The sequence below is a fragment of the Brevibacterium sp. CCUG 69071 genome (assembly GCF_021023135.1).
Classification (GTDB): Bacteria; Actinomycetota; Actinomycetes; order Actinomycetales; family Brevibacteriaceae; genus Brevibacterium.
In genome coordinates, this window is the sequence record NZ_PGFV01000001.1 from 976,590 (window position 1) to 989,664 (window position 13,075).

The window sequence follows — 13,075 nt, forward strand, 5'->3', positions numbered from 1 at the left end:
GTTCAGCTCGAGAGGGTGACGAGGTGCCCTGGCTGTCGATTCGGCGAGTCAGACGCGATCGTTGGCGGCGAAAGCGGAGCGCAGTGTGACGACGATGACGCGGGCCGCGTCATCTCTATCGAGCCGGCCGGCCGTGACTTCTTCGGCTGCGGCGTTCATGGTCAGGTGGGTGACCGCGAGGAGCCAGTCGACAGGCAGGTCCGCACGGAAGACGCCCTCGCACTGACCACGCTCGAGAAGCCCCCGCATCCGGGCTTCGGCCTTCTCGTGCATCTCGCGGATGCGGGCCGGCTGCAGCTCGCGCTGAGCCACCACGAGCACGGCGCGAATGCGCTCCAGGAGCATCCAGCTCGAGGCGATCAGGGCCTCGAACGCCTCGCCGGGATCACCGTCGAGAGACACGTCGGCCAGGACGACTTCGGCCTGTTCGAGGCTGTCGGCCAGCGTTGCGTCGATGAGCTCGGCGCGCGTCTTGAAATGCCCATAGAGGGTCATCCGACCGACGCCCGCCTCGGCGGCGATGTCGGCGACGGAGGCATCGGGGTCCTTCCGGAGCGCGTCCGGCGTCGCCGCGAGGATCTTCGCCCGGTTGCGCTGGGCGTCAGCCCGCTGGTTAGCCGTCTTTCCTCGCCGCACCGGCTTCTGCTCACCAGCGCCGGCCGCGCCCTTGCCGTTCGGCATGCCCCACCTCTAACTCGTACGGGAATATACGAGCTAGTATAGCCGTTAGAAGTCGTACACCGATGCTTGACTTCGGCTGAGGGCCTCCCGGCCCGTGACAACCCTGTTGAGAGCGAAAGGACCAATGCAGCCATGAGAACGACGACGCAGAACAAGGCGGTGCGCCATGTCTGAGACGAATGCACCTGCACCCCGGACCGGGGCGAAGCAGTGGTGGGGGCTCGCGGTCCTCGTGATCCCGTCGACCCTGCTGTTCATGATGCTGACGATTCTGTTCCTGGCGGCCCCGAACATGGCCGCCGACCTGAATCCGACGAGCGCACAGCTGCTGTGGATCCTCGACATCTACGGGTTCGTCATGGCTGGATTCTTGGTCGCGATGGGCGTCCTCGGCGACCGGATCGGCAAGCGGCTGCTCATGGTGATCGGCGCGGTCCTGTTCGGGATCGTGTCCATCGCTGCGGCGTTGACGACCAGTCCCGAGCTGATGATCGCCTGGCGCGCCGTCCTCGGCGTGGGAGGAGCCATGATGCTCCCGTCCACGCTGGGACTGATCTTCGTGCTCTTCGCCGACCCGAAGGCGCGAGGCGTCGCGATCGGCGTGTGGGCCGGCGGGATCTCCGCCGGCGTCGCCCTCGGACCACTGCTGTCCGGACTGCTGCTGGAAGTCTTCGGCTGGCAGGCGACGTTCCTGGTCGCGGTGCCCGTGATGGCGTTGGTGGCCATCGGCGCGCCGCTGCTGCTGCCTGAGCACAAGGATCCGACCGCGAAGATCGATCTGCTCAGCGCACTGCTCCTGGTCGCCTCGCTGCTGGCCATCATCTACGGCGTCAAGCGCTTCGCCACCCAGGAGCCGGCCGGTCCGTCGATCGGCCTGCTGATCGCCGGAGCACTGGTCGGGTTGTGGTTCGTGATCCGGCAGCTGCGCGCGACCCAGCCTCTGCTCGACGTGCGGCTGTTCGCCAACCGCACCGTCAGCGGAGCACTTGCGGTGTTCCTCCTCTCGGCCGCGGCGCTGGGTGGGGTGTACTCGCTGTTCACCCAGTACCTGCAGCAGGTCCAGGGGCTCTCGCCCATGCAGGCCGGGCTGTCGATCCTGCCCGCCGCGGCAGTCCTCATCGTCGTCTCGACCCTCTCGCCGATGCTCGCCCGGAAGTTCCGGCCGGGCAACGTGATCGCCGTCGGGCTGCTCACCCAGGTCGTCGGCTACATCCTGTTCACCCAGCTCGACGCCGGCACTGGTCTCGCGCTCGTGATCGCGAGCTTCGTCGTCACCTACCCCGGGGTCGCGCCGTCCATGGCGCTCACCACGGACCTGGTGGTGAGCTCGGTCCCACCGGAGAAGGCCGGCGGTGCCTCCGGGCTCGCGACGACCGTCAATGACCTCGGGATCTCCCTCGGCGTCGCGGTCATCGGCAGCATCGGGATCGCCGCCTACCGCAGCCAGATCTCCGGCTCCCTGCCCGATGGGCTGCCGCCGGAGGCGGCGGCCGCGGCCGAGACCGGGATCGACGGGGCCATCGCCGCCGCCGGGCAGCTGCCAGGCGACATCGGAGCGGCACTGACGACCGCGGCCCAGCAGGCGTTCACCAGCGGACTCAACGCCGCCGGGATCACCTCCGCGATCATCGCTGCCCTCGCGGCGATCATCGCCGCCGTCGGTCTGCGCCACATCCGCCCCACCGGGCAGGCCCACGACGAGGCCGAGAAGGAGCCCGCTCAGGAGTCGTGACATACCCCCGACCGTTCGTGTCCGGCGGACGGATGAGTTCGCCGGACGCGAACGCCGACACCCGCGACAGGTACGCCGAGAGGACGGCAGTTGCGTCCCGCGACGAGGCCGCCGAACGACGCCGAAGGAGTCACGATGACCACGCTCAGAACCACCATCGACACTGTCCGACACTCACCGACGTTGCGGCGTGCGCTGCACTGCCTGCTCCGATGCGCCGCGTCGGGGGCATCGGATCGTCTCGCCCAGGTCACGAAGACACCATGTCCGCGCATTTGAGGCGCAGGGCCGCGCACCCGGTAAGGTGTGCGGCCCCGGTGCGTCAGTTCTCCTGGTAGGCGATCGTCGTCATCATCCCGGCTTCCCCGTGGTAGACGTTGTGGCAGTGCGTGAGCCACCGCCCGGGGTTGTCGGCGTCGAACTCGACGCGCAGCGTCGTGCCGGGCAGGACGATCGAGGTGTCCTTGCGTGGCCCGCCGCCGGGAAGCTGGTAGGTGTGCCCGTGCAGGTGCATCGGGTGCCACATCGTCGTCGAGTTCTTGAACTCGAGGGCGACCCGCTCCCCGTCGGCGATGCCGAGGGCGTCGCGCATCGGTTGGTCCATGTTCATGCGCTTGCCGTTGATTGCCCAGTCGTACTTCTCCATGCCGCCGGTCAGATCGAGGGTGAGCGTGCGGTCGACGCCGCGCTTGGGGAGAGCGACCTCGCCGGCTGCCCTGAGGTCGGCCGCTGTGGCGGGATTCTTCGTCTGCGGCAGCGTCACGTCCTTCGCGGGTGCGCTGCCCGATCCGGTGCGCAGGATGGCGAGGGCCTGGTCCTGCTTGCCGAGGGCCTCGGCGACGACGGCGAACGCACCGTCGCCGGCGGTGATGACCGCGTCGTAGCGCTCCCCCATGCCGAGCACGACGCTCTCGGCCTCGTGCGGCTCGACGGGGAATCCGTCGGTGTGGGTGATCGTCAGCGGGTGCTCGGAGACCCCGAAGCGGAAGGCGGTGTCGCCGCCGGCGTTGATGATCCTCAGCCTGATCCGCTCCCCGGGCTTGGCGGTGAAGGTCTGGGGGTCGTTCGCGGGAGTGCCGTTGATCAGGTAGAGGGGGTAGTAGACGTCGCCGGCGTCGCCGCCGAGCAGCGGCGAGGTCGCGCCCATGAGGGTGTTGCCCATCCGCATCGGCCCCATGTCCATGCCACCGTGGTCCATCATCCCCTTCTCAAGCTCGGCGAGGACCTCGTCGGGCGTCGCGGTGACGCCGTCGAGCCAGTCGTCGAGGACGATGACCCATTCCTTGTCGTAGTCGCCCTTCTCGTTCGGATCGTCGATGATCAGCGGCGCATACAGGCCGCGGTCGAGCTGCGTGCCGACGTGGGGGTGGAACCAGAACGTGCCCGGCTCGGGCAGGGTGAACTCGTAGTCGTACGATCCGCCGGGCTCGATGGGCTCCTGGGTGAGGCTCGGCACTCCGTCCATGTCGTTGCGCAGGGCCAGGCCGTGCCAGTGGAGGCTGGTCGGGTCGGGCAGGTCGTTGGTGAAGTCGACCTTCAGGGTGTCGCCGACGTTTCCGCGCAGCGGCTTGGTCGCCGACGCTCTCCGGTACGCCCAGGTCTTGGCGGTCTTCCCGCCGAGGTCTAGTGTGACCGGCTCGGCGGTCAGCGCGCGTTGCACGATCGTTCCGGTGCGGTGGCGCTTCGCCTCGGCGGCACTGACTGCGGTGCTGCTGGGCCCAATGAACGAGTTTGTCTTGGTGACAGTGGTGCTGCATCCGGCGAGGCCGGCGGCGGTCAGCGTCAATGCGCTGACGGACAGGAACTGTCGACGGTTCAGGGTGGAATGCATGGGTGATGTCCTTCTTTGTCGATGGTGAACGGGGCCACGACATCGCGCCTGCGCGCTCGACGATCACGGATAGCCGGAGGCGCAGGGCTGCCTGGCCCCGGAAGAGGGGCCAGCGTTTTGGGACACGGTGTCGTGGCAGGCACGGCAGGGTCGTGGACCCGCCGAGGCAGCTGATTGAGGAACGCCGCATCGGCGCTCCTCAATGCTCACGTTCGGTAGATCGACAGCTCCAGATGCGTCAGCGCGAACCGGCGAGGCGTCTCGGACGGCGGAGCCGGCATGGGCGCAGAGGCGGGTGTGGGCACAGCCGCGACGGACGGAACGGGGAGGGCCGGAATGCTTTCGGCCGTAGGCGCGGAGACACAGGTGGAGTCGCCGCTGTTCATTGCGTCTGCGCAGCCGCCGGAGCCGCGCACCAGGCCCTGTGCTCCGGACGCGCTCGACATGGAGGCGGTAGTCGTCATGCCCGTCATGCCGGGAGAAGACGAGGATGCGTGAGCAGGCGACGCCGTGGAGGTCGTCGCCGCTGCCGGCCCGCCGACCAGCGCGTGCATGCCGAGAAGACCAGTGATCAGCAGCGCCGCAAGAACGACCAGCTGAAGCCAGTGCCGGCTGCGGCGGGGTTCATCGGTCACGGTCTCCACAGCCAAAGCATACCCCGGAGGCGTATCCCCTCGACGCGGCGGGCTCATTCAACGGCGAGTCCGGCTTGCCTTGCAGGAATACCCTCAAGGGGTATACGGTTGCACTCACACAGGTACCCACCGGGGGTACCCAGATTGAGGAGGCTATCCGATGGCTGCGAACGAATACCAGGTGACGGGCATGACCTGCGGGCACTGCGAGGTGTCGGTCCGCGAGGAGGTCGGCGAGATTTCCGGTGTCACCGACGTCCAGGTCAGCGCACAGACCGGCAAGCTCGTCGTCTCCGCCTCCGACGAGGTCGACGACGCCAAGGTCCTGGCCGCGGTCGAGGAAGCCGGCTACACGGCGGTCCGGGTCTGATGAAGGCACCAGTCAGGCTCGCGGCCTACGGCGCTGGGCTGGTGGTGGCGTTCGGCGCAGCCTTCGGGCTCGCCGGCGTCGCCGTCCCCGACAGCGTCGTGACTGCCTGGGCCAAGAGCAGCGACTCGAACGCCCACGGCGAGGGTCACAGCGACACGGAGGAGCAAAACATGGAGCACGCGATGAACGGCGTCTCGGCCAGCGCTGCCGGCTACATCCTCTCCCCCGTCACGGCCCCCTCGGGCACCAATGATGCCGGCACGCTGAGCTTCCGGATCCTCGACGAGGACGGGCAGCCGGTGACGGAGTACACGACGACCCATGAGAAGGATTTGCACCTGATCGTGGTGCGCACCGACGGGACGCAGTTCCGCCACGTGCACCCGGACTTGGACGAGGCCACCGGCACCTGGTCGGAGTCATCGTGGAGCTGGGACGAGGCGGGAACCTACCGCGTCTACGCCGACTTCACAGCCGGGCAGGACGCCGAGGGGGTCACGCTCACCCGCGCTGTCGAGGTCGCCGGCGACTACGCCCCGGTCGAAGCGACGGTCTCGCGCACCGTCGAGGTCGACGGGTACACCGTCACCCTCGATGGTGACCTCGCCGCCGGAAGCACGAACGAACTGACAGCCACCGTAGAGCGCAACGGCAAGCCGGTCACCGCACTCCAGCCCTACCTCGGCGCGTACGGCCACCTGGTCGCGCTGCGAGAGGGCGATCTGGCCTACCTGCACGTGCACCCCGCCGGCGAAGAGCCCAAAGCGGGGTCGACCGGAGGACCAGACGTCGGCTTCGCCGCCGAGGTCCCCACCGCCGGCCGGTACCTGCTGTACCTGGACTTCCAGGTCGACGGGCAGGTCCGCACCGCACGGTTCGTGGTCGACGCCGGGCACGGCGACGGCACTCAGGCAGACGACGAATCGCACTCGGGCGGCCACTGAACCCCAAAGGGCAGGGCGTCGCCGAAGAAGCAACAGGAAAGGATTTGCAGTGAGCACCCAAGCTGCAACGAACACCGAAGCGCCGCTGGTCGCGGACGCCGGCATCGAACTCGAGATCGGCGGGATGACCTGCGCCTCCTGCGCGAACCGGATCGAGAAGAAGCTCAACAAGCTCGAGGGCGTCTCCGCCACGGTCAACTACGCCACCGAGAAGGCCAAGGTCACCGTGCCCGCCGGCTACGACCCCGCCTTGCTGGTCGCCGAGGTGGAGAAGACCGGGTACACCGCCGCCATGCCCAAGCCCAAGGACGCGACGTCATCGGGCCCGACCGGCAACGAGGGCGAAGCTCCCGACTCCGAACTGACATCGCTCAAGCACCGCCTCATCGGCGCGATCGTGCTCACCGTCCCGGTGATCGCCATGGCCATGGTTCCCGCGCTCCAGTTCACCTACTGGCAGTGGGCCTCTCTGGCCCTGGCCGCACCGGTGATCGTGTGGGCGGCCTGGCCGTTCCACAAGGCGGCGTGGACCAACCTGCGCCACGGCACCGCGACCATGGACACCCTCATCTCCATGGGCACGACCGCGGCGTTCCTGTGGTCGCTCTACGCCCTGTTCCTCGGCACCGCCGGGACGCCGGGGATGACGCATCCCTTCGAGTTCACCATCGCTCCGTCCGACGGCGCGGGCAACATCTACCTCGAGGCCGCCGCCGGCGTGACGATGTTCATCCTCGCCGGCCGCTACTTCGAGAAGCGCTCCAAGCGCCAGGCCGGTGCCGCACTGCGCGCGCTGCTCGAGCTCGGCGCGAAGGAGGTCTCGGTCCTGCGCGGCGGGGCCGAGGTCAAGATCCCGATCGACGACCTTCAGGTCGGCGACGAATTCGTCGTCCGCCCGGGCGAGAAGATCGCCACCGACGGCACCGTCGTATCCGGGACATCGGCCGTGGACGCCTCTATGCTCACCGGAGAGTCCGTGCCGGTCGAGGTCGTCGCTGGCGACCCGGTCACGGGCGCGACCGTCAACGCCGGCGGCCGCCTGGTCATCCACGCCACCCGCGTCGGATCGGGCACCCAACTGGCGCAGATGGCCAAACTCGTCGAGGACGCCCAGACCGGCAAGGCCGCGGTCCAGCGCCTGGCCGACCGGATCTCCGGCGTGTTCGTCCCGATCGTCATCGCTATCGCCGTCATCGCCCTCGGCGCATGGCTCGGGGCCGGATTCCCCGTCTCCGCGGCCTTCACCGCAGCGGTCGCGGTCCTCGTCATCGCCTGCCCCTGCGCCCTCGGCCTGGCCACCCCCACCGCACTGCTAGTCGGCACCGGCCGCGGCGCGCAGATGGGCGTGCTCATCAAAGGCCCCGAGGTCCTCGAATCCACCCGCAAGGTCGACACTGTGGTGCTGGACAAGACCGGCACCGTCACCACCGGCAAAATGACCCTGGTCGAGGCGATCACCGAGCCCGGCGTCGACCGCACCGAGCTGCTGCGCCTGGCAGGCGCGTTGGAGGACGCCTCCGAGCACCCGATCGCCCAGGCCATCGCCAAGGGCGCGGTCCAGAAGGTCGGGAAGCTGCCCACGCCCGAGGACTTTGCGAACATCGAGGGCAAGGGCGTCCAGGGCGTCGTCGACGGCCGCGGGGTGCTCGTCGGCCGGGAGTCCCTGCTGGCCGACTGGTCTCAGCACCTTTCCCCCGATGTCGCCGCCGCCAAGGCCGCAGCCGAGGACGAGGGCAAGACTGTCGTCGCCGTTGGTTGGGACGGACAGGCCCGCGGGATCCTCGTCGTCGCCGACGCCGTCAAGCCCACCAGCGCCGAGGCCATCGCCGGCCTGAAGGGTCTCGGCCTCACCCCGGTCCTGCTCACTGGCGACAACGAGGCCGTCGCCCGGCGGATCGCCGCCGAGGTCGGCATCGAGAAGGTCATCGCCGAGGTTCTGCCCAAGGACAAGGTCGACGTCGTCACCGGACTCCAGGACGAGGGCCAGGTCGTCGCAATGGTCGGCGACGGCGTCAACGACGCCCCGGCGCTGGCCCAGGCCGACCTGGGCCTGGCGATGGGCACCGGCACCGACGTCGCCATTGAGGCCTCCGACATCACGCTCGTGCGCGGGGACCTGAGGGCCGCGGTCGACGCGATCCGGCTCTCCCGCAGGACCCTGGGCACGATCAAGTCGAACCTGTTCTGGGCGTTTGCCTACAACGTCGCGGCCATCCCGGTCGCAGCGCTGGGCATGCTCAACCCCATGCTCGCAGGCGCGGCGATGGCGTTCTCCAGCGTCTTCGTCGTCGGTAACAGCCTCCGCCTGCGCGGGTTCCGCAGCGTCGCCAAGCAGTGACGCCGCAGAACCGATCATCATCCGAACACACGAAAGGCATTCACCGAGAATGAGCAACGAAGACCAGGTATCCACCAGCTGCTGCAGCACCTCCCCCGCAGCCAAGGCATCCGCCGCCGAGGAACCTGTCAGCGATGGTTCCAGCTGCGGCGGCATGATCGGCGCAGAGAACCCCGCCGCCGATTCCGGACATCGCGATAACCTTCTCGTCGAAGGAAGCGACGACGACATGACCACCTGCCCCGTCATGGTCGGCAATCCGGTCAACAAGCAGGACGCCGAAGAAAAGGGCCTATTCCGCGACTACGACGGGCAGCGCTTCTGGCTCTGCTGCCCAGGCTGCGGACCGACCTTCGACTCCGATCCAGCCAAGTACGCCGCCAACATGGCCTGATCCTTCGACGACCCGGGGCTGCAGCATCACTGCTGCCGCCCCGGGTCGACTGGATCGTAGCTGAGCGATTCCACGCCCGCCGATCGATATTTGACCGATACCCCAGAGGGGTATAATGTTGATCGGGCCAGAATTCATAGGAGACTTTATGCGCAAGCGCCTCATGACCACCGTCGCCGCAGGAGTGCTCGGCGGAGCACTCGTGCTCACCGGCTGCAGCACCGGAGGAGACCAGGACCAAGCGACGCCCTCATCGACCAGCCAGCACGAGGGCCACGGAAGCAGTGGCAGCAGTTCTGACAGCGGCGGGATGGAGCATCCGATGGACGGCGGCCCCGCCCCCGAGGGCATCGAGAAGGCTGCGTCGCCGAAGTACCCGGCCGGCACCGAGGTCACGCTCACCGCCGAACACATGGAGGGCATGGACGGCGCAAACGCCACGATCGCCGGCGCGTTCGACACCTACACCTACGCGGTGAACTTCACGCCCACCACCGGCGGGGATCCGGTCAAGGATCACAAGTGGGTCGTGCAGGAGGAGATCAAGGACGCCGGAGATGGGCGTCTGGCCGACGGCACCGAGGTCACTCTCGAGGCCGAACACATGGAGGGCATGAAAGGCGCGAAGGCGACTATCGCCTCCTCCACCGACGAGACCGTTTACATGGTCGACTACGAGTCCGACGGCATGACGATGACCAACCACAAGTGGGTCGTCGAGAGCGAGATCAAGCCGGCCTCCTGAGCCGGTCGCCGCGGGCCCATTCAAGGTCCGCGGCGAGACACGACCCGATCGAAGGAAAGACCGGGGAAGAACGAGGGGAAGCGAAGAGCAATGACGGACCCGACCACGCATCACCATGACCACGACGGCGTCGCGACCACCGAGTCCGGCCATGTTGACGCCTCGCGCGCCGAGCACGAAGGCCACACCATGGAACATGGTGACCACGCCGGGCACGGTGATCACGGCAGTGGTCATGGTGGTCATGCGGGCCACGGCGACCACGTCGGCCAGTTCCGCAGGCTGTTCTGGATCAACCTCGTCATCGCCATCCCGGTGGTCGCGTTCTCCCCCATGTTCGCCATGCTCCTCGGGTACTCCGTGCCCGGCTGGGCAGGCTGGGTGGCCGCGGTGCTCGGCACCGTCATGTACGCCTGGGGCGGCACCCCGTTCCTCACCGGTGCCGTCAGCGAGCTGAAGAGCCGCCAGCCGGGGATGATGCTGCTGATCGCGCTCGGCATCACCGTCGCGTTCCTCGCCTCCTGGGCCGCCACGCTCGGGCTCGTCCACCACGAGCTCGAGTTCTGGTGGGAGCTGGCGCTGCTGATCGTCATCATGCTGCTGGGCCACTGGATCGAGATGCGCTCCCTGGCCCAGACCACCTCCGCGCTGGACTCCCTGGCCGCACTGCTGCCCGATGAGGCGGAGCGCGTCGAGGGCGACGACGTCGTCAAGCTCGACCCGGCCGACCTGCGCGTCGGCGACGTCGTCATCGTCCGCCCCGGCGGCAGCGTCCCCGCCGACGGCACCATCGTCGACGGCCGCGCCGACATGGACGAGTCCATGATCACCGGAGAATCGCGTCCCGTCGCCCGCGGCGAGGGCGATGCAGTCACCGCCGGCACCGTGGCCACCGACTCCGGCCTGCGCGTCGAGATCACCGCCACCGGCGACGACACGGCGCTGGCGGGCATCAACCGGCTCGTCGCCGAGGCGCAGGGCTCCTCCTCCCGCGCCCAGCGCATCGCCGACCGCGCCGCCGCCCTGCTGTTCTGGTTCGCCCTCGGTGCGGCCCTGATCACCGCAGTCGTTTGGACTCTCTTCGGGCTCCCCGACGATGCGGTCATTCGCACCATCACCGTCCTCGTCATCGCCTGCCCACACGCGCTGGGCCTAGCGATCCCGCTGGTGGTCTCCATCGCCACCGAGCGCGCCGCCCGCGGCGGCGTCCTGGTCAAGGACCGCCTCGCGCTGGAGTCCATGCGCCTGGTCGATGCGGTGCTCTTCGACAAGACCGGCACCCTGACCAAGGGCGAGCCCACCGTCACCGGCGTCGAATCGACCGGCGACCTGGACTCCGACGAGGTGCTCGCCCTGGCCGCCGCGGCCGAGGCCGACAGCGAGCACCCGCTCGCCCGGTCCATAGTCACCGCCGCCAAGGAGAAGAGCCTCGCCCTCGAGCCGGCCAGTGGGTTCTCCTCCTCCCCGGCAGTCGGCGTCACCGCGACCGTGGCCGACCAGGAGATTCGCGTCGGCGGTCCACGGCTGCTCGAGGAGACCGGGCAGGACGAGGTCGACACGGCCGACGCGTGGCGGGCCGAGGGTGCGATCATCCTGCACGTCCTCCGCGACGGCCAAGTGATCGGCGGCCTCAAGCTCGCCGACGAGGTCCGGCCCGAGTCCCGCGACGCCGTCGACGCCCTCCATGAGCTCGGCGTCGAGGTCGTTATGATCACCGGCGACGCCGAGGCCGTGGCGAACGAGGTTGGCCGGGAACTCAGCATCGACCGTGTCTTCGCCGGCGTCCGCCCCGAGGACAAGTCCGCCAAGGTCGCTGCGCTCCAGGACGAGGGCAAGAGGGTCGCGATGGTCGGCGACGGCGTCAACGATGCCCCTGCGCTGGCGCAGTCCGACGTCGGTATCGCCATCGGGGCAGGCACAGACGTCGCCATCGCCTCTGCCGGCGTCATCCTCGCCAGCTCCGACCCGCGCAGCGTCCTGTCGGTCATCCAGCTCTCCCGTGCCGCATACCGTAAAATGAAGCAGAACCTGTGGTGGGCTGCCGGATACAACCTGCTCTCTGTACCGCTCGCGGCGGGCGTGCTCGCACCTGTCGGGTTCGTCCTGCCGATGTCGGTCGGCGCGATCCTGATGTCGATCTCCACTGTCGTCGTCGCGCTCAATGCCCAGCTGCTGCGTCGCATCGACCTCACCCCAGATGCCAGCACTCGCTCCGTCCTGGAGCACCAGAAGTGAAGGACACACCCATGAACACCGACACTGCAACCGATGAGACCGGGGCGCACCAGCACGGTTACATCAGCGACAAGGACCGTTACCGCAACCGCATGAAGCGCATCGAAGGCCAGGCCCGCGGCATCACCAAGATGATCGACGACGAGAAGTACTGCATCGACATCCTCACCCAGGTCTCGGCGCTCACCCGGGCCCTGCAGGGGGTAGCGACCGGCCTGCTCGATGACCACCTCAAGCACTGCGTGCTCGACGCCGCCAAGCAAGGCGATGAGGACGCGGCCATCGCCAAGATCCAGGAAGCCACCGATGCCATCAATCGCCTCGTCCGCTCCTGACACCATCCGATTTCGTCAATACAGGATGCCTCGGACCGGTTGCGCCCCCGGGTCAAGACAAGGCTCTCGATGTCTCCTGGCAGGCGTGCGCTGCGCTTCGTCTTGCCCTTGGCACCGGCGAAATCGGGCTGCGTTAGGACTTACCTGACGACATGAACACTTTCACCTGAGAAAAGAGTTGGGCATGCCCCTTGCCATTGTTACTCCGATTCAGCCCTCCAGGAGCCGCCTGAGACTCTGCGCGACCATGACCGCGCTGGCGACCAGCACCGTCCTCCTGCTCAGCGGCTGTGCTGATGCGGAACCGTCCGCTGACGCAGGATCCGATCACTCACTGGTGGTCGAGCATAATCTAGACGGACTGAATGCACAGGAAATCATCAAGCGCCTCGACACAACGAAGGTGGCAGATCGCTCGTCTGAACTCATCGCTTCGATTGAATCCGACCAACTCGTCCTGACCGACGATCAGAACAATCAAACCACTCTGCCGATGCCAGAAGACGAATTCTACGTCTCTATCGCCCCATATCGCGGCCAGACTCACGAATGTTACTTTCACAGCCTCACTACTTGCCGCGGCGAGCTCGCCAATACTGACGTCGACGTCACCGTGGTCGAGGCGACGTCCGGGAAGACCATCCTCGATGAAACACTCACGACTTACGACAACGGATTCGTCGGACTCTGGCTGCCCCGCGGCATTGACGCGACGCTCACGGTCAGCACCGGAGACCGCATCGCGAAGCAGGACATTTCGACCCGCATCGACGACCCCACCTGCTTGACTGGTCTTCAGCTGACTTGACGCCCGGACGCTGAAAATGGCGAGGAG

General features: G+C 67.8%; 12 protein-coding genes. 9 read left to right on the plus strand and 3 right to left on the minus strand.

Going from position 1 to position 13,075, the window contains the following annotated elements; all coding sequences use genetic code 11:
• Positions 1-48: 48 nt before the first annotated feature.
• The gene (locus tag CV023_RS04480) at positions 49-681 is read right to left on the minus strand and encodes a TetR/AcrR family transcriptional regulator (protein WP_230744245.1); all 633 of its coding nucleotides are present in this window, start codon (positions 679-681) and stop codon (positions 49-51) included.
• 166 nt (positions 682-847) lie between these two features.
• Between CV023_RS04480 and CV023_RS04485 the strand changes: the two genes are divergently transcribed.
• Complete coding sequence (locus tag CV023_RS04485) at positions 848-2,413, plus strand: MFS transporter (protein ID WP_230744246.1); 1,566 nt, start codon at positions 848-850, stop codon at positions 2,411-2,413.
• A 322-nt stretch (positions 2,414-2,735) separates the two neighbouring features.
• Here the strand turns inward: CV023_RS04485 and CV023_RS04490 are convergent, their stop codons facing one another.
• Both CV023_RS04490 and CV023_RS04495 read right to left on the minus strand, forming a co-directional pair.
• Complete coding sequence (locus tag CV023_RS04490; RefSeq protein WP_230744247.1) at positions 2,736-4,244, minus strand: multicopper oxidase family protein; 1,509 nt, start codon at positions 4,242-4,244, stop codon at positions 2,736-2,738.
• 206 nt (positions 4,245-4,450) lie between these two features.
• A complete protein-coding gene (locus CV023_RS04495) occupies positions 4,451-4,879 on the minus strand; it encodes a DUF6153 family protein (protein WP_230744248.1) in 429 nt (142 codons plus the stop codon).
• 160 nt (positions 4,880-5,039) lie between these two features.
• Here CV023_RS04495 and CV023_RS04500 point away from each other — a divergent pair, with 160 nt between their 5' ends.
• The 8 genes from CV023_RS04500 (at position 5,040) to CV023_RS04535 (ending at position 13,048) form a co-directional block, all read left to right on the plus strand.
• Positions 5,040-5,249 (plus strand): heavy-metal-associated domain-containing protein, encoded by a 210-nt coding sequence (locus CV023_RS04500; RefSeq protein ID WP_092013194.1) that lies wholly within the window; start codon positions 5,040-5,042, stop codon positions 5,247-5,249.
• A complete protein-coding gene (locus CV023_RS04505) occupies positions 5,249-6,193 on the plus strand; it encodes a hypothetical protein (RefSeq protein ID WP_230744249.1) in 945 nt (314 codons plus the stop codon). The genes CV023_RS04500 and CV023_RS04505 overlap by 1 nt, the downstream gene beginning before the upstream one ends.
• 124 nt (positions 6,194-6,317) lie before the next feature.
• Positions 6,318-8,531, plus strand: coding sequence for a heavy metal translocating P-type ATPase (locus CV023_RS04510; RefSeq protein ID WP_230744400.1), 2,214 nt, complete (start codon positions 6,318-6,320; stop codon positions 8,529-8,531).
• A gap of 49 nt (positions 8,532-8,580) precedes the next feature.
• Positions 8,581-8,925 carry a hypothetical protein gene (locus CV023_RS04515; protein ID WP_230744250.1) on the plus strand — a complete coding sequence of 115 codons (345 nt, stop codon included), beginning with the start codon at positions 8,581-8,583 and terminating at the stop codon, positions 8,923-8,925.
• A gap of 148 nt (positions 8,926-9,073) precedes the next feature.
• Positions 9,074-9,670 (plus strand): YdhK family protein, encoded by a 597-nt coding sequence (locus CV023_RS04520; protein WP_230744251.1) that lies wholly within the window; start codon positions 9,074-9,076, stop codon positions 9,668-9,670.
• A 90-nt stretch (positions 9,671-9,760) separates the two neighbouring features.
• Entirely contained in the window at positions 9,761-11,905 is a 2,145-nt protein-coding gene (locus CV023_RS04525) for a heavy metal translocating P-type ATPase (RefSeq protein ID WP_139908189.1), read from the plus strand.
• Between the two features lie 11 nt (positions 11,906-11,916).
• Positions 11,917-12,240, plus strand: coding sequence for a metal-sensitive transcriptional regulator (locus CV023_RS04530; RefSeq protein WP_230744252.1), 324 nt, complete (start codon positions 11,917-11,919; stop codon positions 12,238-12,240).
• A gap of 247 nt (positions 12,241-12,487) precedes the next feature.
• The gene (locus tag CV023_RS04535) at positions 12,488-13,048 is read left to right on the plus strand and encodes a CueP family metal-binding protein (RefSeq protein WP_166971858.1); all 561 of its coding nucleotides are present in this window, start codon (positions 12,488-12,490) and stop codon (positions 13,046-13,048) included.
• Positions 13,049-13,075: the final 27 nt, after the last annotated feature.